Source organism: Janthinobacterium sp. SUN176, from assembly GCF_030587335.1.
In the GTDB taxonomy this organism is placed as follows: Bacteria; Pseudomonadota; Gammaproteobacteria; order Burkholderiales; family Burkholderiaceae_D; genus Janthinobacterium; species Janthinobacterium kumbetense.
The window spans coordinates 1,920,700-1,944,827 of sequence record NZ_JAPWIA010000001.1 but is presented as its reverse complement, the minus strand read 5'-3'; the positions used below and the strand labels follow the sequence as shown (position 1 = coordinate 1,944,827).

Here is a 24,128-nt window from a genome sequence, read left to right as displayed (position 1 = left end):
ACCTATGCGATAATTCGCCTCGCTTCGGGAGGTTAGCTCAGGGGTAGAGCACTGCATTCACACTGCAGGGGTCGCAAGTTCGAAACTTGCACTTCCCACCAAGAATTCGCTGTAAAATCAAGTACTTACATTAAAGCCGACACGTTACGTGATCGGCTTTTTTTGTGCCTGTGTAATTAGCCTGTGTAATTTTATTTTTTGTTTTGTACTAGCACCGATAGCTTATCCAACGCAGCACGCTGCGCATTGACCTGGAGGTGCGCATAGCGCTGGGTCGTCTGCACATTGCTGTGACCGAGAATCTTGCTAATAGTATAAAGATCGCCCCCCAAGCCAAGCATGATGCTGGCACAAGAATGCCGTAGGTCATGAAAGTTCACATGCTCCATACGCGCCTTCACGCGCGCTCGGCGCCAAGCGGATTTCAGCCCATCAATACTCACTTCAATCGGAAAGTGGGCGAGCCAAGGTCGTAGCGCGGGGATGATTGGAATTACGCGCGCCCGTAAGGTCTTTGTGTGGCTCGAAGGCAAGGTGATCGTGTCAACGCCAATATCCTCCTCACGAATTTGGAACAACTCTCCACGACGGGCAGGTCAGCCTGATGTATCCGCCAGGCCAGGGCACAGCCAGCGCCGGCGCGCGAGCTGAAATGATCAAGGAGCTGTTCCGCCGCGGCGCAAGCTTCACCAAGGGTGATGTGACCGTGCAGATCGAGCGCACGCCTGAAATCGCGGATGGCCGCGAGGACGGTGACCGTTGGATGGTCCCGGTCAAGATTCGCTGGTTCTGCAACCTGTAACCCGCATTACCCCACATAGATCGCCTCGGCGGTCTTTTTTTTTTCGACCAAAGAAAGGCAATCCACACCATGACCACTGCAAACGGCATCGACAGCCTGCTCGTTATCGGCAAGCAACCTGCAGAAGGCACGAAGGCCCTGGCCGCCGCCGGCCGCCTCTATCCGCGCGTGACAGCGACGTTCGATACGGAAGCCGACAAGTATTCGAGCAACGAGATCGACCCGAGCCAGCAACAGAGCGATACCCGCCTGGGCAACTTCCGCACCTCGGGCGCTATCAAAGGCGAAGCATCGTGCGACACCTACGCCGTGCTGCTGGCCGCGCTGCTGCGCCGCGACTTCACGGCCGGCGGTACCACCGCGGCGCAAAACACCATCGCATCGGGCGCAATGGGCCTGACGCGTAGCGCCGGTTCCTGGCTGGCCGACGGTCACCGCGCCGGTACCGTCGTGCGCATCGGTGGCTTCTTGACCACCGGCGCCGCCAACAACGGCAAAAATTTCTTCGTTAAGTCGGCAACGGCGCTGAAGCTCGCTGGCCAGTTCATGGACGGCAGCGCGATGACGGTGAAGGTCGAGGGCGACCCGGTGACCGTGACCGCGCCCGGCAAGCGCAGCTTCACGCCCCTGACCGGCCACACCACGGACTGGTTCACGGCGGAAGTGCAGGATCCGGGCATTGCCGTGAATCGCTGCTTCATCGACCAGTTGGTCAGCAAGGTTGACGTCGCTGTGCAGCCGAATGGCATCACGAGCATGGACTTCACCCTGATGGGCAAGCTGGAGGGCCCGACCACGCCGGCGGCGTACTTCGCGGCACCGGCCGCCACGCCCGGCACCGGCAAGTTCTCCAGCGCCACCGCGATGCTGTCGGTGGCGGGCATCCCGTCGCAAATCTGCACGGGCATGTCGTTGTCGCTGGATGGCCAGGTCAAGATCGATCCGGTGATCGGTTCGAAGTTCGCCACGGCCGCCTCGCGCGGCAAAGTGGTGGGCTCGGGGCAGTTCACCGTGCTGATGCAGGATTCTGCCTATATCGACTACTTCAAACAAGAAGTCGAGCTGCCGCTGGCCTACGCCATGGCGGCCAGTACGGCGCCGCTGGCCGAGGTGATGACGATTGCCATGGGTCGCATCAAGATCACCTCTGCCAAGGTCGATGATGGCGAGAAAAACAAGATCGTCACGTGCGCTTTCGACTACCGCAAGTCCGCTAAGCGCAAGACGGCCATCGACGCCTCGACTGACGAAGGCTCCAATCAGCTGGTGAGCGTCATCGACGACAACCAGAAGCGCATGGCGCTGGCCGTGGCCGTTGACTGGTATGGCTTCACCAGTAACGGCGCGGCCGTGCCGTTCGACAAGAGCATGATTGACGCGGCGTTTGACAAGTACCCGACCTGGCAGGACCGCGTTACGACCGCCCTGGAAAACGACGCCAATTTTTTGAAGGTTTGATCCAGGCCCTGCTGCTGTACGCCGATCATCTGTTTGATCGCGCGGCAGCGGCAGGCGACGGCAACGCCAAGGGCGATCATCTGGAAACCGCCCGGAAAAACCCGCTTTATCGGGCGCCCGAGGCGCCCGCGGTGCCTCAGCTGCCGGCCGAGCTGGCCTACATCTGGACCTGGTTCACCCAGTTGAACCAGAAACGCCAGTGCGGCATGGCCGTGAACGCGCTCGCCAGCGCTGAAATACTGGCCTGGCAGGCGCGCCACGGCGTCCGCTTCGATCCGTTCGAGGAGTCGGTCATTGACCGCCTCGATGCGCTGTTTATTTACCACCAGAACAAGAAGGTCAACTCTGATTTGCCATAACTTTTGAGCAATCGGGGTGGGTGACAGCACCGCACAGGAGCGCTAGGATTGGCATGCATTTAACACAAACGCGGCGAAAAGTCGTGCGAACCGTTCCGCATGACTTTGTTGTGCCAGGTGTGTATTGTTGCTGGGTGGCATGCGAAACGATGGAAATTTCGGCAGGCATTTGAGGCGAGGTTACTGCGTCGATCAAGTGCAATTGGTGCTGGTGTAAAATTGCCTCTTTAACTTCTGAGGTAGAAATGAAGAAATGTATTTTTGCCGTAGCATTGATAGCAGTATCTGCCTTGTCTGTTGCTGCAACGAACAAGCCCTTTGTTTGTGAGCAGATAAAGGAAAAGGCCGTACGTACTTCATGTATAGAGTCGCGAGATGCTGAAAATGCAGAAAAAGTGAAAAGCAATTCTGTAGATGAGTCTGCGCGATTAGCTGCTCTCGATAAAAGTCGGATATTGGATGAGTTTGTTGCAAAGTCAAAAGAAGCATTGGTGAAAAATTACAAGGATCCAAGTTCTGCGCAGTTTGCAAACCTTGTGGTCAGTGATAGGTCCAAGGTAATGCCGAATTGGTTAGCCCTTTGTGGCTCGGTCAATGCGAAAAACTCTTATGGTGGCTACGTTGGCGCCAAGCTTTTTTACGTAAGTTGGACAGGCCCCGGTGCTCCGGAAATTTGGAACGAGGGCGCGAGAACTGCAACGTGGCGCGGATCGAGGAAGGCAGCCGAGGAAGTCGAGTTAGCTGAAATGGATGTCTATAAGTTGACTTGTGAGCCATCCGCTGTGGCTGTTATTACACAGGTGAAGTAATGCATTAATGAATTAGTATTTTTTATTATCCATTTGGCCCGCTTCGTGCGGGTCTTTTAATTTCAAGCTCACTTTGGTGAGCTTTTTTTATGGGCGATCTATGCCGGACATTGCAGAACTTGGTCTTTCGATTGATACGCGCCAAGTGGTCGAGGGCAGTAAAGCACTGGATTCGCTCGGTGAGGCAGCGGTGCGCGTCGAGCAAAAGACGGCTGGCGCCACGGCGGCTGTCGACAAGTTGGGCGAGGCCAGCGCTGGGGCAAAGGCCAAGGCCTCTGAAGGTGCTGTCGCTGTCGATGCGCTGGGCGATGCTGGTGCGCGCGTTGCGCCAAAGGTTGCTGGCGCGACCACGTCCGTGGATTCGTTGAGTGCTGCGACGGCGCGCGTGCGCTCGACATCGACCGAGGGCGTTAGCGCGCTGGACAACTTTACAAATTCCTCGGCCGGTGTGTGGCGCCGCGGCGTCGATGCGGCCAAAAGTGTCGAGGCCCTGGGCGATGCCACGCAGCGCACTGGTCAGCGTGCGGCGATCAGCAATGGCCAGATGGATGACACGTCCAAAATTATGCGCGCTCAGGCTGAGCAGGCGCGCCAGGCAGCCCAGGCCACGACGGCGCTGGGTGGTTCGACCACGCAATTGACGCTTGGCCAGCAGCAACTGATCGAGCGCATGCGCGAGCAGGCGGCGACGATTGGTATGAGTTGCACCCAGTTGCTTGCCTACCAGGCCGCGCAGATGGGTGTCACCAAGGAAACGCAACAAGCAATTGCAACAATCAAGGCGCACGAGGACGCACTCAAGGCCGCCGCAAAGGCTAAGGAGGAGGCATCTGCAGCATCTGGTCGACTGACCGGTGCGCTGCAATTATTGGCTGCCGGCTTTGCCCTACTAAAGATTGCTGATTACATTAAAGAATCCACTTTGCCGACTGCCCGATATGAAACATTGGGCGTGCTGATGGAGGTAGTCGGGCGCAATGCTGGCACCGCTGAACGCGGCCATGCTGGAATTCGGCATCACGACCCCGGCGCGCCAGGCATCGTTCCTGCCCCAGGTTGGCCACGAGTCTGGTCAGCTGCGCTATGTGCGTGAGCTGGCCAGCGGCCAGGCCTACGAAGGGCGCGCCGACCTGGGCAACACGCAACGCGGTGACGGCGTGCGCTTTCGTGGGCGTGGCCTGCTGCAGGTAACTGGCCGCGCCAACTATGCGGCCTGCGGCAAGGCGCTGGGCCTCGACCTGCTGGCCAAGCCCGAGCTGCTTGAGCAAACTGTCAACGCCTGCCGCTCGGCGGGCTGGTTCTGGCAGATGAAGGGGCTGAACGCCTTGGCCGATGCAGGTGACCAGGAACGCGTGACGCGTCGCATCAACGGCGGCGTGAACGGCTTGGCCGAACGCCTGGCCTTGTATGCAGCAGCGCGCAAGGTGCTGGCGTGAGCGCGCTGGCCAAGCTGGCGGGCAGGGTGCCTGGCTGGCTGTACGGCGCCGTGCTGGCATGCGTGCTGGTCGGCGCCGGTATGCTGTACCAGCGAGCGCAGGGCGTCGCCCAAGGCCGAGCGGCCGTGCAGGCGCTGTGGAATACCGACAAGAAGACCCGCGCGGCAGCGGAAACGAAGGCGGAGGCGCCGCGCGCCGCCGAGAACCTGGCGCAAGCCAGGCAACAGGCCATCAAAGCGGCGGCCATCAAGAAAGTCTACGATGACGAAATCAACGATGTCCGCGCTCGCCTTGCTGCTGCTGAGCGCATGCGCAAGCCCGCCTTCTGTGCAAGTGCTGGACCTGCCGCCCCGGCCGGTGCCGGTGCCAGTGGCTCCGAAGGAGGCGCTGCAGTCAATCCCGCCGGAGGGCTACTTCCTGACGCGGTGGCGCGAGATATTCAAGCCTTGATCCTGCAGAAGGAGGAAGTGGCCGCGACGGGACGCGCGTGCCAGGCGTTTGTGCGGGATAGTAGCATAGGGCTGTAGCGCTGATTCGGAGTGTTTGCGCAGGTAGACAGTAGGGGGAGTGAGCTAGTCGATTGAGTCTTGAGACCTTCAGATCAACGCAAGTTTAGTGCCGCAGGTGTCTTTGTGCAGTCGCGCGTCCATCTCTCCAGCACGGCGGGGCCGGATAGAGTAAATACTGTCTAAGTTGATAACTTCGGCTCTTGGTATACACTCAATAGAAGGAAATTGGACGTTAGAAGAGGAGTCTTACCATGAGGCATATCTCTACACTGGCCGTGATCGGTACTGTTCTGTTTATCACGGGAACAGTTGCAACTGCAGGGAATGGCGGCGTTAAGGCCGGTCCGCATTTAGGAACCTCGATCGCAACAACAATGCACACGACGACAACGCACACAACGACAACTGCACCAGCTTTACCTACCCCATCGCATTCGGGGCAACCAAATCAAAGCTGCGGCAGTGCCACTGCTCCCAATACTCCTGGTAATTCAGCTTCAGCACCTGGGTCAGCTTTCAATCCAGATGGCCAGGCTGGAACAGTATATGCTGGACAGCAGCCACAAAATTCGCGCAATCCTATGAGTGTGTCACAGTATGATGTTGCTTGCGCGAAACAGCCATCTAAGTAAGGTGCAAGCGTAAAGCCGATGCCGCACCGGCCAACCTACTAGTTCGACCAGTTGGCGCCAGCGGCAACGGACGGCGAGATCGTCCTGGCGCTGGCGTGGGACTGGCCGCATGGGCGGAAATACGAGAGTGAAGTTGAGGCGGTGATTGCAGGCTGCGATTTGCCAGAGGCAAAAGCAGAGCGCTGAGCGCATGCGCAAGCCCGCCTTCTGTGCAAGTGCTGGACCTGCCGCCCCGGCCGGTGCCGGTGGCGCCGAAGGAGGCGCTGCAGCCGATCCCGCCAGCGGGCTACTTCCTGACGCGGTGGCGCGAGATATTCAAGCCTTGATCCTGCAGACAGAGGAAGTTGCCGCGACAGGCCGCGCATGCCAGGCGTTTGTGAAGGGGGATGTGGAGTAGTCGAGCCAAGCGTTGATTGTATCTGTGCGCACAGCGGCAATCATCATGGGCCTACTCGCTGACCAGTTTCAATCAGATGTTTGAACAATTAAAGTCACCAAGAGTAAATGTTTTTGCATTATTATTGTGGTTATAAATGCTCTTTAGTGATTGAAAATGTCAATATCCGATCTTCCTGAAACTATATTTGGCGTGATAAAGAATAGATTTAGTAATCCTCTTCTGGCGTCAGCCTTCATTTCCTGGCCATTTTTGAATTACAAATTAATGCTTGTTGTTTTTGGGGAAGGCGCATATTCTGAGAAAATTAACTTCATAGATGGAAAGTTGTATACTTTCCCCCTCGAGTATTATCTTCATGTTTTTGTTTTTCCATTGTGTGTTGGTATTATTTACTGGTACTTTTATCCTTCTTTTGATGAAAAAATAACCAGATATTCTATCCGAAAGCTTGCGGATAAAATGAGAATGGTTCTGAGTGAAGAAAGAAAGATACCTTTTGATAGTGACCTTCAGATAAGTTATTTTAAGAAGTATGATGAGGAAAAAGAAGTTTGGAAAAATGCTCTACATGAAGTAAACGATGCTGCAGCAAACAAAACTGATGTAGCTAATGTTGTGATTGATGAAATTTCCAATAGACTAAAGTTTCAAACCCGAGTGCTTTTCGCTCTGCAATGTGGAATGACGCTAGATGATTCGGATTTGTTGAAATGCGTGCTTCTCAATGGGCGTATTAGTCCTGATGATCGCGATAATTATAAAAAAATTAAAAACTACAAGTATTATGATCAACTAAAAGGGGTCGTAAAGGAATCGATTAATATTAAAAGGCATCATGGCAGCGCAAAAAGACAGGTCTCTATGGAGTGGTTTAAGACCATTGCTCCTCTTCCGGATGGTGAGTTGCAAGGATTCGCCGAGGTCCTTTGGGCATTGGAAGTCTTTAGTATTGTAAATTCACAGCCTCTGATTTTTGCTGCTCGAGATGACATGCAAATTAAACAAATGAACGAAAATTTTGAAAGATTGGATGCCGTGGAATAGTGCTATGGAACAGACTCTTCCGAACAAATGATTAAATTTTAATGCACAAGCCAGTGACGGATAGACGTTAAAATGTGTGCGGACTACACCCCCAGCCGCAAAGATCAGATCGAAGAAAGCTTTCGAACCGGATACCCGCTGCTTGACCTGTCACCCGAGACATGGCCCGGCTACATGGCGCCCATCCTTCGCGGCTCTCACGAAGCGCCCGGTGAACTGGAAATCGCTCCCGCCATGTTTGGCCTGGTGCCTCATTAGGCGGATCTGAAGCTGGCCCGCCAGACCTACAACTCCCGCACCGAGACGGTGGCCAGTAAGCCATCCTTTCGCAGCGCCTGGAAGTGCAAGCAGTTCTGCATCATCCCGGCCGCCAACTTCTTCGAACCCAACTACGAAATGGCAAGCCCGTGCGCTGGCGCATCGAGCGTGCCGACGGTGGCCCGGTGGCCATAGCCGGCATATGGGAGTACCGCCCGGAGGATCAGTTGCTGTCGTTCTCGATGCTGACTATCAACGCCGACGGGCACTCGCTGATGCAGCGCTTCCACAAGCCCTATGACGAAAAGCGCATGGTGATGAGCCTTGATCCTGATCAGTGCCTAAGTTGGTTGGACGGTTCTCTTGTGGCGGAGACGAGTGGGGAAGGGTGCGCTCCGGTTTGGCAATTGCCGCGCTGGATATCACAAGCAAACGTAATTGCCGTAATACGGTGCGTCTGGGTTCGGCAGACCTGACGCGGCGGTGGGCTATGCTTTCAGAAAATAAAGCGCCTCGCTACGCAGCGAGCTGGAGTTGCCGAGAGTTATAACCAAGTAGCTGCGCTAGATTTTGATGTCTCGGTGCAACTTTTAACGAGCATGGTACTGTCGACGTCCGTGCTCTCTTAGATCGTACCCTGTCTACCGCCTGTCTTGCCTGGAATGACAACATCCTCCAAATCATTGTTCAGGTGCTCGAACAAGGCTTTGGAGGTTTGGGTGATGGCCTTTTGACGTTGGCATCCCGGTACTGTGCAATACTTACCGTCGGCCAATTCAATATAAGCGGGACAATTCTTGTATTCATGATCAATGCAAGGCATATATCCTCCCAGGTTGTGGATGTTTGCATACTGCCTATATGTACAGATTACACCGCAGCCAGCGGTTTGTTCGAAATATTACATTTATCTTGCGGCATATCGGGAAGGGAGGGGCATGCTTGGCGGAGGCTGCTCATTTGGATTTTCCGGCAATTAAGGCAGGATCTCCCGCGCGCCCATCCTCGTGTCGGTATAGTCGTGGTGCCAGCCAGTGCTAGCATACCCTTCCTTGTTTCGCCCAATAGTCATATCTGGAATTGCAGGTCGATGTAACTCCCTTGCTTTTGAGCATTACAGCCCTGTGTAATTTGGTGCAATTAAGCGACTTCTCTTGATAGTCATGACGAAACTCTCCCTGTGAGAACCCTGCAAAATGGCGCTTTCAATGGCATTCACACTGCAGGGCTCGCAAGATCGAAACTTGCACTTCCCACCAAAATTTTCGTTTGTATTCAATGGCTTAGGATTTTACATCTTGTCGGAATACGAACTTGGGGCAAATTTTGGGCAATGGGATTTCTAATCCACCGCCCAGCCTCAACGATACGGCCGCTTTCTGCGGCCGTTTTCACGTCAAGCGGGCTTAGAACGCCTGACAATCCTCTTCCTTGCTTTCAAAGCAACAAGTTCGTACACTAAGGACGCCTAACAAAACCGCTGAATGTATCTCCAGCAGATGAGTATGCAGGCAAGCGAGAGAAGCGCCTGGTGGATATCGGCACGGCGCTCGTAGCGGACGCGTAATCGGCGGAAGCGGTGCAATCAGCCCAGTGTGCGTTTGACTGTCAAGCGCCATTTACCCAGGCGTTCGCGCGGCTCGATGTGATTGCACAACAACGCTTTACCCGCACCCCGCCTCACACACATAAGCGATAGCAAACGATTCGTATGGCTGCAGGCTGAGGTGGTCGGTCCAGCTGTCACGCTGGGCATAGTTACTGATCAAGCCTTGCCCGGCAATGCCGTGCAGCGTTGCCGGCAGATCCAGTTCGACGTGTTCGCCGGAGAAGTTGTTGACGACAACCAGCTGTTGGCTTCCCAAGCTGCGCCGGTAGGCGAATACCTGCGGATGCTGCTCCAGCAACGGCAGGTAATTTCCGTAAACCATGACGTCCCAGTGCTTGCGCAGTTCGATCAGCTTCTGGTAGTAGAAGAAGACCGAATCGGGTTGTTCCAGTGCGGCCGCGACGTTGATCTCCGGGTAGTTGGGATTCAGCTTGAGCCATGGCGTGCCAGTACTGAAGCCGGCGTTGTGTGTGCTGTTCCACTGCATGGGGGTGCGTGCATTGTCCCGCCCGTTAGCGTGGATGCCGGCCAGCATCGTCTCCGGTGACACGCCGGCGGCCGTGCGTTCACGGTAGAGGTTGAGCGATTCGATGTCGCGATAGTCGTCGATAGAGTCGAAACGTACATTGGTCATGCCTATTTCCTCGCCTTGATAGACGTAGGGGGTGCCCTTGAGAAACTGTAGCGCGGTGGCCAGCATCTTGGCCGATTCGACCCGGTAACGGCCGGGGTCGCCGTATTTGGATACGGCGCGCGGCAGGTCGTGGTTATTCCAGAACAGCGAGTTCCAGCCGGTATCGGCCAGCTCGGTCTGCCACTTGCTGATGATTTGCTTGAATTCGATCAGATTGAACGGCTGCGGCTTCCATTTCCCCTCCTTGGTATCGTGGGTCATGGTGATGTGCTCAAACTGGAAGACCATCGACAGCTCCTGACGCGCCGGGTCGGAATACAGCTTGGCTGTCTCCGGGGTGGCGCTCCAAGTCTCGCCCACCGACAAGACATCGCGTGCCGCCAAGGTCGCTTGGTGCATTTGCTGCAGCAGCGGGTGCAGTCGTGCGCCGTTGGCGATGATCTGCTGGTCGACCTGTTTGCCGATGAGATCGATCACATCCATGCGGAAGCCGCCGATGCCCTTGTCCAACCACCAGTTCATCATGCGATGCACCTCTTCCTGCACCTGGGGATTTTCCCAGTTCAGGTCCGGCTGTCGTTTCGAGAACAGATGGAAGTAGTATTCACCGCTGGCGGCATCGTATTCCCATGCACTTCCGCCAAAATACGAACGTTGCTGGTCGGGCGGGGAGCCATCGGCGCCTCCATTGCGCCAGATGTAGTAGTCACGGTAGGGGCTATCCCTGGATTTCTTCGCCTCGACGAACCAGGCATGCTCGTCAGAGGTGTGGTTGACCACAAGATCCATCAAAATACGGATGTCGCGCCTGGCCGCCTCTGCGATCAACTGCTCCATCTCGGCCAATGTGCCGAATTCAGCGGCGATATCCTGATAGTCGGAGATGTCATAGCCGTTATCGTCCATCGGCGACCGGTACACTGGTGACAGCCAGATCAGGTTGATTCCCAGATGTTGCAGGTAGTCCAGTCTGCCGATGATGCCGGCCAGATCACCGACCCCATCGTGATTGCTGTCTTGAAAACTACGTGGGTAGATCTGATACACGACGGCGTTATGCCACCATTTCTTATCCAACATGATTATCTTTCTCGCTTATTGATTGGCGGCACTGTCTTGCAACGTGCCAAGGGATCGCCAGGGGTAGGGCAGATCCGATTTCGTTGTTGGATCAGGCAGCTAGGAGACCGCATACCTGGAGCCTGGCATGGCACCCAGGCTCCTAACCCGATCCATCTGTTTCTCATCAGCCAAGAACGATGGATCAGGAGTGTCGTAGGTACCTGCAGCGACTTACCCCGATCACACCGTCCGCTTCTGCTCCGTTTGCGGACGTTGGAGGCACTTGTTTTTAAGTCTGGGGTAAGATTCCGGCTGACCTAATCAGCACCCTAAAGGTGAACAATCGCTGGGCGATTACTGATTAACGAGCCTCAATAATCACGATTGACCGAGCTGTAGACGCGCCGATTGCCACTCCGGCCAGACAGCTTCTGCGACAATGTCTGGGTAGCCGCGTTCCTCTTCCATCATTTCAGCTTGTGAAACGGGCATCGGCATGCAACTCGCGTTGTCACGGATAGCAATGACTTCGGGCTGTGTCAATGGTCTGCCCAACGTTTTTTCAGCGTGGAGAAGAACGGTCACAAGCGCAGGGATGAAAACCAAGCAGAGACGGTCTTCAGAATCGTGCGTAGGCGGGGACGGCGGCGCTTGCCGCTTTTTGAACATTCCAAACATTTAAATGTAGAAAGACATAAAAATAATAATCAATTAAGTTCTGGCAATGACCGCTTCTGGCTGCTGATTCAATCGGTCAACGCAACACTTTAACTTAAATGCATCGTTGCAGAACAGAAATTATGTGAAAGAGACCTCGAATCGATTGCTCCGCGCTCCGCGAAACCCGGGATTAACGTTGTAAGAGGTTGAGCCACGGAAGAGTGCATGGTAGAACCCGCCAAAGCTCAAGCAGCTTGTGCTTGAATGCGGTAGAAGTCTCCGCAGGGCCAGGGGGATAGACAGGTCAAGCCCGATCACGTCGTTGGATCAGGCAGCTACTAGATTGAACCCCAGGCGTCTGCTAGGACGCCCAGGTCTTTAACACGATCCATCAGTGTTTCATATTTCAAAAAACTATGGATCAGGAGAGTCTAAGTTCCTGGTGGCGATTCACGGTTCTGTGCTATGGGAAAGGGAGACCGTTTAGGCCACGCGCTCGCACTCGGAATGCAGCTCATTTCTGGTCGCCTTTGGTGCTTGCCGTTTCACATCACGGACATGCGGCATTCGCTGCGCCCCCGGTGTTGCAAGCGTTGAGGTAGCTTTGCGCCACTGCGGGCGTCAATTTACCACCCGCCTGGGCGTTTATGAATGCTGTGCGACAAGCGCTTTGACCGTTGGCCCCCGGGACAATCGCTTGAGCGTTCATGCGTTGAACATAGCTGACGGGGTTGACGCCACAGAGCAGGGCGTTGTTTTGCGCGACAAACGCTCCGGCAGCGTTCCGGACGATATTGGTCGCTTGTTCGCAGTTGTTGGCCTGAGTACGCACTGTCAGGTGGAGAGGGGTGGGCGGGTTCACGCCATTTGGCAGGAGGCCGAAGGTCAAGTGAACGTCGGGTTGTGCGGCCGTCAATTCGCACACTTGCAGGTTTTGCGTAGCAGGGCTTAGGCTTTTGCAGAGGCCGCTGGCGGCGGCATTGCCATAAAACGCCAGCGATGGGCATCGATTTGGAGTCTGCGCCAAAGCACTGGCGGAGGCGGACAACAGCGAAACGGTCATTGCTGCAAGACGCATCTGGGATTTCATCTTGTTCCTTTCGACTTGGTTGAATGGTTGAGTCTGGTATCTCAAATTGAGGTCTGGTTGGTAGCTCCAAGATATAAGAAGTACAAATCCTACATGTTTCTACTAAAGACAAACTATTCAAATGTAATAATATTATTTTTTTGAAAATATCGTTGATGTGCATCGGTAGTGTCCCGTCCGAACTGAGGACAAGTACGTTTTCCAGCTATCGGTGATGTTATCTGCTGATGCGATAGCCCTCTTGATCCTTTCCTTGAGCGGCAAAATCATCAATCCGGCTGCCGTGCGATCGTCCCGATTGCGGCTCAGTAAGTACGGATCGTCTTCGGTCAAGTGTGGCAGGGCATCAATGCCATGCGCTCAACATCAATGTGCCGGGCGCGCTCCCGATGCGCATACAGGCACCTATGTCTGGGGCAAGACTGAGCTCGTCGTCGGTGGTGACGACAAGCATCTGGATTTCCGGATCTGGATAAGCATTCAACCGAGTCTGAAGGGATCGGAAGTGACGGTTTCAACCTTGGTTAAAATAAACAATCTCTTTGGAAGAGTGTATTTGTTTATCATCATGCCGTTTCATAAGCTCCTGACGCGCTCGCTGTTGGAGCGCGCGGTCAACCGGCGCGACTAGGCGCACCGCAAGCCAGAACGGTGACCTCATTGTTGCCGCTAACCGAATATTGACCATATAAACGCAGAGTAGGCCATGGGACATTATCACAGGTCCGACGTTGCGCTCCCATCGGGAATGACCAGTACAAAATCGTAGCCCTGAATCATGCCTTGGACACTGCTGTTTCCATTCGCCAGGGTTTTCGCCGATCCCAGCAAGGGGCGTACGTCGAACAATGACCATTCCTTATGCTCGCTCGCTGCGGCGAAGAAGGGCAATACGCCAGCCATGGCGGACTTGATATCGGTTTTTTTGATTTCTGTCGAGACCGATGCGCGTCCAATTCCAGCAAATTGCGCCTGCTGGCCTTTGGACGCCAGCACTAATACATGCAGCGATTTTTGCCCGCGGCCTTCCGCATATTCAGCCAAATAATTGCCGATCTCCCGGCTGCCGGCACTCAGCGGGTTATAACCTCGGAATACATGAACTGCACCGGCTTTCAGCAACATTCGCTGTGCAGGCGCAAGCGTCAAATGGCTGGCCACATTCCGCTTCATTAGTTTGGCACGTTGTGTATTGGATGCATATCCCTGTCCCGGAGTGATGTTTTTGCTATAAATGCTGCGGCTTTCGATCAACGAATTTAACATCGCCAAGGCGGGCATGTCCTTGGGGGCCGTGAGCAGCTTCTGTAGCGCGAACAATTCCTCTTCTTTGACTTTCAACATGAAAAGATCACGCGGGTCTCCGCTCGCCGACGCCCGGCTATAGTCGTCGTTTTCAAGCTTGCGGAACGCCTCGATTTTTGATTTCGCCAAAGGACCAAGCGGTTGCCCGGCCATTTGGTCGAGCAAATATTTCGAAGCGCCCATGAGTTCCTGATCCATTCCCACTAATTGGAACGATGGTCCTGCAGCTTTGGCGAAACGGGCCAGGAATTGCGCCTCAGCTTGCCAATTGTAGAAAGCAGTAGCGACCGGATAGGCCTTATTAAATGCTGCTATGCCAGCAACGCCAGTATTGGCTTTCAAGGTCTTTGCCAAAGCATCAGCAACAGCCGGCCCATTTTCGACAATCAGTGTCGTAAATCCTTGATTTGCCAATTCTTCAAAATATGCCGCCGAAAAATTTGCAATTTCTGCAATACCATGGTCCTCGCCGATGAGCACGAATTGGCTCTCCCGACCTGCATCTATCAATGTTGCCGCGCCGGAACCAACCATCTTTCCATGGTCGATTGCGATCGTCGTGCGAAGGGCGGCCAAGCGGTCTGGCAAGGATGGTGCCTGATCCGCCGACAATGCAGGCATGGCCAAGCCGGCCAAAATGATAGAAATAATTATGGAATGAGTTTTTCGCATTATTTTTCGCAAGAATTGTGTTCTGGTCGGCGATTTCAGTCGCGGGGTATCAGCATGCTACGCGTAATCAGGGTCGGCTGACCTTGAAAGACATTTTCCTTTTTTTATGGATTTTTCATATTGGCTGGAAGGAAGAATTTGCCAATGCTACGGTAAATCAGGTGACGCGACAACTATCCTGACATGGGAGGAAGTTAATAATTTCGCAAACGATCATTGGACAGGACCCTGCCGCCATTAAAGTGGCGGGCGGTTGGCAATGCCAACCGCCGCCAGCCGCTAATGCGACAGCACCGAATCGCGCGACCGGTGCCCGAGGTAAGGCAGCAAGCTGAGGAGGCCAAGCACGGCCAGCGCGACGCCGACCCACAGCGGGGAGCGCAGGCCGTAGCCGGCGGCGATGCCTAGGCCGCCTAACCATGATCCGGCGCCCAGGCCGATGTTGATGACGGAAGTGTGCACCGTGTTGACCAGCGGCCCAGGGTGGGCCGTTTTCATCACGCGGGCGATGATGGCGGGGTTCATCGACATGCCGACCAGGCCTGTGACGACCAGCAAGGCGACGCTGATGCTCTTGTCGTGCGCAAAGACGGCGAACAGCGCCAGGCTGATGCCCAGGATGACCATGCCCCAGACCATGATGACGGTGGTGTAGCGGTCCGCATAGCGGCCGACCACGGCATTGCCCACCACGTTGGCGACGCCGTAGACGCCCAGCAGCCAGGGGATAGCGGAGGCTGGAAAGCCGGTAATTTCCGTCAGGATGGCCGCGAAGTAGCTGAACGCCGCGAAAATCGCTCCGATGATGAGGCCGCTGCTGGCATACGCTGCCCACAGGTGGCGGTTGCGGAATTCTCCCAGTTCATTGCCGAGGCTGACGACCTCGGATGGTTTGGCGCGCGGCACCAGCACGGTGATGAGCGCCAGGCACAAGAGCGCCAGCACCACCACCAGCCAGAAGCTGGCGCGCCATCCCAGGTGCTGGTCGATGAGCGTGGCGACGGGCACGCCCACCACGGAAGCGAGCATGAGGCCGCCGATCACGACGGCGGCGGCTCGTCCGCGCGCGTTGGGCGCGACGATGTCGGCACAGATCGCCAGGGACAGGCCAAAGCAGGTGGCGGCGGCCACGCCCGTGACTACCCGCGCGATGGCCAGGATGTCATAGCTGGTGGCGGACGCGGCGACTGATTGGGCAAGGACATACAAGCACAGCAGCCACAGCAGTCCCTTCTTGTTCGGCACGCGCAGCTTGAGCAGGATGATGGTGCTCAGCGGTCCGCCGATGACCATGCCCATGGCATAGAGCGAGATCAGATAGCCGATCCGCGTCACCGGTTCGTCCATGGCCAAGGCCAGCGACGGCATCATGCCCGCCACCATGAATTCGGATGTCGTCAACGAAAAGATCGTCAACCCCAGAATGTAAACAACCAGCGGCATAGCAATATCCTTCGAAAGTAATAACTAAAACACTCGCCAGGCGTGGCGCACACCCCGGCCGCATGCGGCCCTTGCGCGCGCCACGTCGTGGTCAGGTGTTGCAAGACGTAAAGACGCTGTCCGGAATGTCGCCGACAAACAGGTTGGGGAAGTCGCGTACCGAAAGATGCTGCGGGTCGTTGCCCGTGACCATGCGCAGCAGGCGGTTGCCGCCGGCCTCCAGGTAAAAGACCGATGACGGCTTGCCCGTCCGCTCCACTACCCAGGCGTCCGCCTCCCGGCCCAGCACGGTGTGGCGGCCGTCGTGGCGGGCGCCGCCGTCCGCCAGCACCGCTTGCGGCAGGAACAGCTCATGGAACGGGATCACCTCATCGGCCAGCGCCGTGCCCTGCAGCTGCTCGCCGGTGGCTTGCGCTTGCCTCGCGTAGGCCACTTTCTGCTTGCGGCTTTGTTCACGCCTGGCGTCGCCGATTTCCGACATCCACAGCAAGTGTCCATGTTCCTTTTCCGACCAGGGGTTGAACAGGCCATCGATGCGGCAGATGTTGCGCGCATAGTCGAACCAGCAATAGCCGGACGTGACCTGGTCGTGCTCCTGCATCGGCGTCCAGTAGGAAATGTAAGCGCTGCTCCATTGCATTGGCAGCAGCGGCGGGGCGACATGTGTCGGCATGGCAGCTCCCTAGCGGCCCAGCGCGTAGCCGAGGCTGGCCATCAGCGCTTCTTGTAGCGACGGCAAGTCCTTGCGGCGGGCGTCAAAGCTGGCGGTCAGCTCTGCATTGCTCAGTCCGATACGTTCGCCCACGCTTTCAAACCACAGGCGGCTGCTGTTGGCGTGCTCCTTGAACAATTGCATCAGGGGCACGGCGCGGGCATTGAAACTGTCCAGGGCGGCGGCCGTGCTGGCTTCAGTATCGAGGATTTTCACCAGCAGCAGGGCTGCCACCACCGCCATGGTGGTGCCGTGGCCGATGGAAAAATGCCCCGATTGCAGCGCATCGCCCAGCAGGACGAACTTGCCGTCGCAGGCCCGGTCACGGCTGAGAGTCATGAAATTGCGCCAGCCCTGGCCCGGTTGGCTCTGCAGCCTGTGTTCACCGAGTTCGGCTTTGAACGTCCTGGCGATGTACGCGGCTGCATCGCGCTCGGAAAGCGCTTCCAGCCCGGCCTTGGCGTACGTTTCTTCGCTGCATTCGACGATGAAGGTGCTCATCGTGTCCGAGTATTTGTAGGCATGGCCGATGAAAATGCCTTGTTCATTGCTGCGGAATACCAGGTTCATCTGGTCGAACAGCTGGGTGGTGCCGTACCAGATGTATTTGTTGCGGCCGAAATCGATGTGCGGCGCCAGTGCTGGCGGCAAGTCCAGCGATTTGTAATTGACGCCATTCGAGACCACCACCAAGTCGTACTCGGCTTCCAGCTGCGCCTTGTCGTCTGGCGGCGTTTCGTAGCGGATGGCAATGCCGGCCGCCACGCATTTGGCGCGCAGGGCTTGCACCAGGGCCTGGCGTCCGACGCCGCACAGGGTAACACCCGTGCTCATCAGGTTGGGCTGGTCGTGATGCACGAGCTTGAATTCTTCCAGGAACTGCGGATTGAGCCGTTCCGGCTGCTCCAGGTAAGAGAGCGGATTGGCGGGATGCCGCGGCGGCCGTCCCGGCAGCACCACGCCCCAGCCCAGCACTTCCTCCGGGGTATTTTTTTCCGTAATGCTGATATTCCAGCCGGGCTGGGCCTGTTTCATCTGGCTGGCGAAGAGCAGGCCTGCGGGGCCTGCGCCGATGACGAGAATGTTCATTAATTTACCCTTCCAAGTTTGTACCAAACGTTTTGTTTCTTCTGGATTTGCTGCAATTCATCGTAGGGAACCGATGTGAAGTACAGTTTCTCCGCCATGTCCGGCGGATAAACACGGGGGAATTTCTTGTGCATGTAGCGCGTGTAGCGCGTCTGCAGGAAGAAAATCAGATTCGGATTGCTCAGCGCTTCATAGTTGGCGATCGCCATGTCCTGCATGGCGTCCGCCTGCACCTTGCGCTGCTGCGTGAACTTGGACAGGGCAGGGCCCAGCGCATTGCCGTGCTTTTCCAGCAAGGAAACGAAGACGTGGACGTCTTCCAGCGCCATGTTCATGCCTTGTCCAAGGAACGGGGCGGTGGCATGCGCCGCATCGCCGATCAGCAGGATATTGGCCTTGTAGTGGAAGGTGCTGGAGCGGACATTGATGAGGTCGTTGCTGGGCAGCGCCATGAACTGGTCGAGCATCTCCTTGCGGCGCTCCGGCGGCAGGCTGCCGAAGTAGCGGTTGAAGAAGTCGGCCATGGCTTCGCGGTTGAGCGTGCCCAGGCTGGGCGTGCCGGTGTAGGGCAGGCACAGGGCAAAGCTGATGCTGCCGTCCGGGATGGTGGCGGCGCGGCCGGCAAACAGGCCCTTGGAATCCATGCCGAAGAAGTACAGCAAATCCTTGCGGAAACCCAGATCTGCTGCGTCCGGCAACACCAGCGTCTTGTAGCCGTGGCGGAAGTAGCTCTGCCTGAACTCGAAACGGCGCATGCCGCTTTGCATGGCGCGCCGCACGGCCGAGTGGGCGCCGTCGGCGCCAATGACCAGGTCGCCATACAGCTGCTGCACGGCGCCGTCCGGGCCCTGGACCAGCACGATCTTTCTTTCCAGATCGACATCCAGGCATTTATGCTCAAAGTAATACTTCACCTCGTGCTTGACGGCATGCCGGTTCAGCAGGCGCTGGAAGGCCGTGCGGTCCAGCGACAGGGGAAACAGGCCTTCGAGCGGGGTCAGCTCGCGTATCCGGTGCCGGCCGCCCACGCTGAAGGCCATGCCGACGATGGGCTCGCCGCATTGGTTGAGCTCCTGTTTGCTGATGCCAGCTCCCAGGACGGCCTTGATGCCGCGCACCGTCATGCTCACGCCGATGGCGCGCGAGTTGACGGGGTCGGCGTTGGCGGCATTTTCCAGCAGCGGATCGCCGCGTTTTTCGATGACGTGGACATCGTGCCCCCGTTGCGCCAGATAAATGGCGCTGAGGCTACCTGCCAGGCCTCCGCCGACGATAATGATTTTATGCATTTCAGGCCTCTCTTGACATCTTTCCCCGAGATAAATCGGTAAGTTGCTGATTAAAAAACTCCAACATTTCTATCGGTGCCATGCCGATGACATCGCTCTCCAGGCTGCGCGCGTACTGCGCCAGCGCCAGGCACTTCTGCGCCAGCATGTCGCAGCCCAGGCTGTAGTCGCCGCTGACCTGGCTGCTGACCGGCTCGGGCACGGGCGGTCCCGCGTGGCGGCCGGGCACGCCCGATGGCATGTTCATCAGGGCCGCCGACAGGGGACGCAACAGGCCGGTCATGATGTCGATGGAGGCGTTCATCAGGCGCGAGCGGCGCAGGCTGCCCAGCGGCCGCTGCGCGAAATGGTGGGCCATCAACAGGAAGGTCAGTTCGTAGCAGCCTTGATACAGCTGCATCAGCGCGCGCGCCGTTTGATCCGTCACCACCGTGCAGTCCGCCCGCGCTTCCAGCACCGGATTCTTCAGCGCCGGCAGCGCCGGCTCGAACGGCTTGCCGCAGGCGGAGAACTTGCCGGCGACGGTGCGCAGCCGCTGGAAGTGCGACGAGGCGAAATGCGGCGAATCGACGGCCACGCCTTCGCCCTGCTCGGTGACGAAGTCGATGGCGAACAGCGCGCTGTCGCGGTCGGACACTTCCAGCTGGTAGCCGGGATAGGCGCGGTTGGTCAGTTCTTTCAGGAACAAATGGTGTTCGCCGCCGCGCTTGCCGCCGCCGCTCTCGAACAGGCCGGGCAGCTCGGCCAGAGCTCGGCGGATCGCGATATAGAAGGTGGCAATGGATTTGCCCGGCGTGGGAATGTAGTCGGGCCATTCGAAACGCACGAAACGGGCCAGTACGTGTTCGGAAAATGGCTCGAATGCAAATTCCGTGTCCAGACCGAAACGCTGGCGCGCCTGCTGGCCCAGCACCGGGGCGCCTCTATGGAACGGTTCGCCGAGCGCCATCAGCACATTGTTGACCAATAAATAGTGAATCATTTCTTCGTGGGCGATTTCCAGCAACATGCCGCGCGTGCCGCTGTTGCGCCGCCGGTCTTCGGCGCCGCAGGCCAGTTCCAGCTCGGCCGGCAGCCAGCGGCCCGCCTGCACCAGCGCCGCCCCTTGCGCATAATTGGGAATGGAATACGCGGCATACAGGTATTGCAGCATGAGCGACAGTTCCAGGTCGACGGCCTTTTTCAGCTCGTCGATCAGTTCCGCCTTGTTGCCGATGGCGTGCGGCGTGGCCGGTGCCGGCAGCGCCGCCTTGGCCTTTGCCTCGACCTGCGTCAGGTATTTCAGGAACAGGCGCGATTTTGGCAGCGACAGTTCGCGCGTGCTGGGCATGTAGTAGCTCTTGTCGCGGTTTTGCGGATCGCACATCTGCCACATCAGGCGTGCATACGTTTCGCACTTGCACTGGTCCGCCAGGCTGAAGACCTTGTCCGACATGAAGGGATACACGAGCTCGTAGTAACTCATCACATGCCGGTAGAGGAAGGCGTAGTCGACCTGTTCCGCCGGTACGTCGTCGAGGTCCCAGTCGTCGGGCAGCACCCGCACGCCGAGGTATTGTCTTGCGCTGGCTGTCCCCAGCACGATCCTGGTCGCGCCCGGCTGGCGCCCCGTCAGGGTCAGCGCCGTGTAGCCGTGCCCGAGCGGCGACGGTTGCTGCTCCACGGCCAGCAGCGCGCCGTCTTCCGCCTGCGCCAAGGACGGGGGCGCCGCCAGCTCGCCGCGGAAGCGGCTTTGCACGGTGATGGTCTGCGGAAATTGCTCGTGCTTGTTGCGGTTCGGCGCTTCCAGGTACAGCTGGTTGCTGTCCGATTGCGATACCCAATCGGCCTCGTCCCACTGCGCTTGCGCGCTGCCCAGGCTGAGCGAACCCGCGGTGGGGGCATGTTGCAGCGGCACGTCGAAGACGCCGTGATGGCGCCAGTGGTCGCGGTACAACTGCTCGGGAATGCGCGCCAGCAAGGTGCCGGAGTCATCCTGCAGCAGCAGGTCGCCGAGCGCCTGCTTGCCGCCCAGGGCATGCGTGGGATGCTGTTCCGAGACGGCGTCCGCGTCGCGCGTGGTGAAGGGGATGGCGGTCGGCATGTTGAACGAGACGCGGTCCGCATGCAGTTTCACCAGCACCGGTCCCAGGCTGGCCTGGCGCGGCTGCAGCAGGCGGCCGGCCGGATAGGTGGCCAGCTCGTCGCGCCGCCACAGGCCGATGCTGCCGGCCAGGTCGTAGAACACGGGCGAGTCCGGTTTTGGCGGCGTCGACATATTGAACAGGCAATACTGCACCGTCAGGCCCAGCACCTCGTCGTCGGCCAGGGCTTGCTGCAAGGCATGCATACTGGCCGGCAACGGCAGCTCCGCATTGAACAGGAAATGCGGGTCTTGCTTGGACACGGAGAACTGGAACAGCCTGGAGCGGCCGATTTCCTCATCGAGGAAATGCCCGCTGCGTTCCGTGATGTGGCCGCTGCCGAGCCAGCGCACCGAGTGCGCCTGCGCGATGTCGGCGGTAAACAGCGTGGGCGTGTTGGGCGTGGCCAGCTTGTCGCTCAAGGTGAACTGGCCGGCGTAGATCAGCGTGGTGTCGGGCTGGGCCGGGTTGTTGTCGATCCACCTGGCGCGGTTGAAGGTCGTGCGCAGGTACTCGTTGTAGTGGCCCCACAGGCCCAGCCTAGCGCCCACCAGCGGGTCTTGCGTATCGACTTCGCCATCGCGCAGCTGGACGCCCGTGATCCTCGCGTTTTCCCACGAAAAATGATTATTCCCGCAAAAATTGTGGCCTGCCGCCAGGCTGAAGATGCCGTCCGGATCGGGCTTGCCCTTGGCGTTGAAGCGGGGGGCAAGCTGTTTCAGGTGCGCATGGAATTCAGCCGGCGGCCGGCACAGGTCGACAGGCTCGCCCGCCATCGATACCGTGTTCGTGGCGATATCGATGTTGCCGTGCGTATTGCGATTCCCCGTCGGCACATTGGCGCGGGCAAAACCCCGAAAATGCAGACGGGGGAAGTCAAGTAGGCTCATGCGCGCTCGGTCGAGGAAGTGATGAAGGTATCGTTGGCGGCGACGACGTCTTCCCGTTGATCTAGCCGCTGCAGCAACAGGCCGCTGGCGTGCTGGGCACTGATCAGGCTGCCTTCCATCCAGCCGCAATGCGCGGTATAGGCATCCGAGCAAGAGATGATTCCGTCCCGGTGCAGCAGGACGGCCGGGTGCTCGGCTTCCGGTTCCACGCAAAACTCGACGCCATGCGGCCAGAACTTGTGGAAGTGCGCCTTGATGGGCGGCAGCGGCTGGCCATCGAGCGGCAGGACGTCTTCCAGGTGGCGGCGGACGCGCTCCAGGTACACGTCTTCACCGAGTTCCAGGCTGTCCCGCCAGTAGGTGGCGCTCTTGCTGTCTGTATAGAACAGCACATACTTGTCGCTCTTGAAGTAGACCTTGCGCAGGGGATTGGCCGCCATCAGCACCTTGTCGGTCAGCCCCAGCTCTTCCCACCAGGCCGTGTCGAACGTGAGGAAGCCCTTGAACAGGGGCAGCGAGTCGTACTGGAACGGGCTCCAGGCGTTCGGGAAATCCAGGTTCAGGCGCGGCATGGCGGACGGCGGGATGGCCATCACCAGGTGGCGCGTGCGGTGCATCTGCGTGTCGCCCTGGTGGCTGAAGGCGAGCACATGGTCGGCGCCGGATTTTTCAACGGACAGCAAGCGGTGTTCCAGGCGGAATTCCACCCCGGCGGCCTGGGCCTGGTACTGCAGCTGGCACAGCAACGCGTGGTAGCCGTCGGTGGCATAGCGCCACTGGTTGGCGGCGTTTTCCGTAAAGTGCTGCGTTTCCGGGTGTTTCTTGATGATGTCGTAGGCCATGGCCGCCGACACCATCGGCAGCAGCAGGGCGTCATAGCCGGTCGCCTTGATGATGTGGGTGGCCTTGGCGGCGCCCAGGTAATGGCTGAAGAATTCGAGGAAGGAGTCGTTCGGATGCTCCTTGAGCATCGGGCTCAGGCCATGCAGCGTTGCCTTCAGCTCTTCCAGCACGCTGTCGTGGGAAATGACCTCGGTGAACGGGTAGACGGCATGCGGCAGTCCGCTGCCCTGCATCAGCTGCTGGAAATGCGGATGCAGCTGCGGCGAGTAGCGGGCGGCGCCGAGTTCGGCGATTTCCTCGCCATCTATTTTCCGCGACTGGATGCGGCCGCCGACGGTGGCATTCAGGTCGAAGACCCGGATGCGCAGCTTCCTGCTGGCGGCGGTGTCGATCAGGCGGTTGGCGCAAGTCAAGCCGCCTATGCCGGCGCCTACGATGCAAATGTCAGAATACGTGCTCATACGAAATTCCTTTTTAACGTTCATTAATCAAAAAGCTGCAAAATCGCTAGCAAAAGTTTCCCCTGCACGTGTAGGCAAGGGAGGTGGGACGCTGGGTGTTACCGCACTTGGCGAGCGTTATCGGCTGGGGAATGAAGAGCCTGGCGAGAACTGGCGTTGTTTCTGGAATGGTCGATTCTTGGCTGCAGAGTTTCTGTTTCAAATCAAAGATGGCACCGACAGTAGCCCAGGCATCGGGCAGTCAATTTGATAAATATCAATGTAGTTGTCGTTCGGTGTTGCGTCCTTGTCGACGCAGCGAGGCAGGCGGGATGGCGGCGGCAGTGCGCCGGGCAGTGGCAGGGAGGTATGGAATGCAGTGCGGTGCGGCGTATCGAGCCGCTGCGGGAGTGTCGCCGTTTGCCGATGGCGGCAGGACCAGCGGTGGGTCCTGGCGCCATCGGCGGTGGCTTGGTCTGCTTCTTGCTATTTTTATTGTTTCTGACTTTGCGGCTGGCGCGCAGTGCATGCGCCAGCCGGACGATGCCGGATGCCGGCGC

General features: G+C 57.8%; 23 protein-coding genes and 1 tRNA gene. 14 read left to right on the top strand and 10 right to left on the bottom strand.

Annotation, left to right across the window (positions count from 1 at the left end; all coding sequences use genetic code 11):
- The first annotated feature begins 26 nt into the window (after positions 1–26).
- Positions 27–101: transfer RNA gene (locus O3299_RS08850), tRNA-Val, on the top strand.
- 90 nt (positions 102–191) lie between these two features.
- Here O3299_RS08850 and O3299_RS08845 read toward each other — a convergent pair.
- A complete protein-coding gene (locus O3299_RS08845) occupies positions 192–443 on the bottom strand; it encodes a tyrosine-type recombinase/integrase (RefSeq protein ID WP_305062959.1) in 252 nt (83 codons plus the stop codon).
- 161 nt (positions 444–604) lie between these two features.
- On the opposite strand from O3299_RS08845, the gene O3299_RS08840 reads away from it, so the two are divergent.
- From O3299_RS08840 to O3299_RS28075, 11 genes are all read left to right on the top strand, one after another.
- Positions 605–802, top strand: a complete 198-nt coding sequence (locus O3299_RS08840) for a phage tail terminator-like protein (RefSeq protein WP_099667689.1) — start codon at positions 605–607, stop codon at positions 800–802.
- Positions 803–871: 69 nt separating this feature from the next.
- Positions 872–2,260 (top strand): phage tail tube protein, encoded by a 1,389-nt coding sequence (locus tag O3299_RS08835; protein ID WP_099667690.1) that lies wholly within the window; start codon positions 872–874, stop codon positions 2,258–2,260.
- A complete protein-coding gene (locus tag O3299_RS08830; protein ID WP_099667691.1) occupies positions 2,257–2,619 on the top strand; it encodes a hypothetical protein in 363 nt (120 codons plus the stop codon). The genes O3299_RS08835 and O3299_RS08830 overlap by 4 nt, the downstream gene beginning before the upstream one ends.
- A 245-nt stretch (positions 2,620–2,864) precedes the next feature.
- Positions 2,865–3,428 (top strand): hypothetical protein, encoded by a 564-nt coding sequence (locus O3299_RS08825; RefSeq protein WP_143451541.1) that lies wholly within the window; start codon positions 2,865–2,867, stop codon positions 3,426–3,428.
- Between the two features lie 100 nt (positions 3,429–3,528).
- Complete coding sequence (locus O3299_RS08820; RefSeq protein ID WP_143451542.1) at positions 3,529–4,521, top strand: hypothetical protein; 993 nt, start codon at positions 3,529–3,531, stop codon at positions 4,519–4,521.
- A complete protein-coding gene (locus O3299_RS08815) occupies positions 4,430–4,864 on the top strand; it encodes a glycoside hydrolase family 19 protein (protein WP_306558487.1) in 435 nt (144 codons plus the stop codon). The genes O3299_RS08820 and O3299_RS08815 overlap by 92 nt, the downstream gene beginning before the upstream one ends.
- Positions 4,861–5,391, top strand: coding sequence for a hypothetical protein (locus O3299_RS08810; RefSeq protein ID WP_305052212.1), 531 nt, complete (start codon positions 4,861–4,863; stop codon positions 5,389–5,391). The genes O3299_RS08815 and O3299_RS08810 overlap by 4 nt, the downstream gene beginning before the upstream one ends.
- Before the next feature lie 1,167 nt (positions 5,392–6,558).
- Entirely contained in the window at positions 6,559–7,449 is an 891-nt protein-coding gene (locus O3299_RS08805) for a hypothetical protein (RefSeq protein WP_305052211.1), read from the top strand.
- Positions 7,450–7,713: 264 nt separating this feature from the next.
- Entirely contained in the window at positions 7,714–7,902 is a 189-nt protein-coding gene (locus O3299_RS28080; RefSeq protein WP_369812283.1) for an SOS response-associated peptidase family protein, read from the top strand.
- Positions 7,857–8,183, top strand: a complete 327-nt coding sequence (locus O3299_RS08800; RefSeq protein ID WP_305052210.1) for an SOS response-associated peptidase family protein — start codon at positions 7,857–7,859, stop codon at positions 8,181–8,183. Before O3299_RS28080 ends, O3299_RS08800 begins: the two co-directional genes overlap by 46 nt.
- Entirely contained in the window at positions 8,159–8,257 is a 99-nt protein-coding gene (locus O3299_RS28075) for a hypothetical protein (protein WP_369812261.1), read from the top strand. The genes O3299_RS08800 and O3299_RS28075 overlap by 25 nt, the downstream gene beginning before the upstream one ends.
- A 1,114-nt stretch (positions 8,258–9,371) precedes the next feature.
- Here O3299_RS28075 and O3299_RS08790 read toward each other — a convergent pair.
- Both O3299_RS08790 and O3299_RS08785 read right to left on the bottom strand, forming a co-directional pair.
- On the bottom strand, positions 9,372–11,030 hold the full coding sequence (locus O3299_RS08790) for an alpha-glucosidase (protein WP_305052209.1): 1,659 nt from the start codon (positions 11,028–11,030) through the stop codon (positions 9,372–9,374).
- A 1,192-nt stretch (positions 11,031–12,222) separates the two neighbouring features.
- Complete coding sequence (locus tag O3299_RS08785; protein ID WP_305052208.1) at positions 12,223–12,762, bottom strand: hypothetical protein; 540 nt, start codon at positions 12,760–12,762, stop codon at positions 12,223–12,225.
- A 253-nt stretch (positions 12,763–13,015) separates the two neighbouring features.
- On the opposite strand from O3299_RS08785, the gene O3299_RS08780 reads away from it, so the two are divergent.
- A complete protein-coding gene (locus tag O3299_RS08780) occupies positions 13,016–13,393 on the top strand; it encodes a DUF2867 domain-containing protein (RefSeq protein ID WP_305052207.1) in 378 nt (125 codons plus the stop codon).
- 86 nt (positions 13,394–13,479) lie between these two features.
- Here O3299_RS08780 and O3299_RS08775 read toward each other — a convergent pair whose 3' ends face one another.
- The 7 genes from O3299_RS08775 to O3299_RS08745 form a co-directional block, all read right to left on the bottom strand.
- Positions 13,480–14,739, bottom strand: coding sequence for a hypothetical protein (locus O3299_RS08775; RefSeq protein WP_305062086.1), 1,260 nt, complete (start codon positions 14,737–14,739; stop codon positions 13,480–13,482).
- 279 nt (positions 14,740–15,018) lie between these two features.
- Positions 15,019–16,182: an MFS transporter gene (locus O3299_RS08770; RefSeq protein ID WP_305062085.1), complete on the bottom strand. Its 1,164-nt coding sequence runs from the start codon at positions 16,180–16,182 to the stop codon at positions 15,019–15,021.
- A 91-nt stretch (positions 16,183–16,273) separates the two neighbouring features.
- Positions 16,274–16,855: a violacein biosynthesis enzyme VioE gene (gene vioE, locus O3299_RS08765; protein ID WP_305062084.1), complete on the bottom strand. Its 582-nt coding sequence runs from the start codon at positions 16,853–16,855 to the stop codon at positions 16,274–16,276.
- Positions 16,856–16,864: 9 nt separating this feature from the next.
- The gene (locus O3299_RS08760) at positions 16,865–17,983 is read right to left on the bottom strand and encodes a tryptophan hydroxylase (protein ID WP_289914503.1); all 1,119 of its coding nucleotides are present in this window, start codon (positions 17,981–17,983) and stop codon (positions 16,865–16,867) included.
- Positions 17,983–19,272: an NAD(P)/FAD-dependent oxidoreductase gene (locus O3299_RS08755; RefSeq protein WP_305062083.1), complete on the bottom strand. Its 1,290-nt coding sequence runs from the start codon at positions 19,270–19,272 to the stop codon at positions 17,983–17,985. Before O3299_RS08755 ends, O3299_RS08760 begins: the two co-directional genes overlap by 1 nt.
- A 1-nt stretch (position 19,273) precedes the next feature.
- The gene (gene vioB / locus O3299_RS08750) at positions 19,274–22,285 is read right to left on the bottom strand and encodes an iminophenyl-pyruvate dimer synthase VioB (protein ID WP_305062082.1); all 3,012 of its coding nucleotides are present in this window, start codon (positions 22,283–22,285) and stop codon (positions 19,274–19,276) included.
- The gene (locus O3299_RS08745) at positions 22,282–23,589 is read right to left on the bottom strand and encodes an FAD-dependent oxidoreductase (protein ID WP_305062081.1); all 1,308 of its coding nucleotides are present in this window, start codon (positions 23,587–23,589) and stop codon (positions 22,282–22,284) included. Before O3299_RS08745 ends, vioB begins: the two co-directional genes overlap by 4 nt.
- Between O3299_RS08745 and O3299_RS08740 the strand changes: the two genes are divergently transcribed.
- Entirely contained in the window at positions 23,570–23,839 is a 270-nt protein-coding gene (locus O3299_RS08740) for a hypothetical protein (protein ID WP_305062080.1), read from the top strand. The genes O3299_RS08745 and O3299_RS08740 overlap by 20 nt on opposite strands.
- Positions 23,840–24,128: the final 289 nt, after the last annotated feature.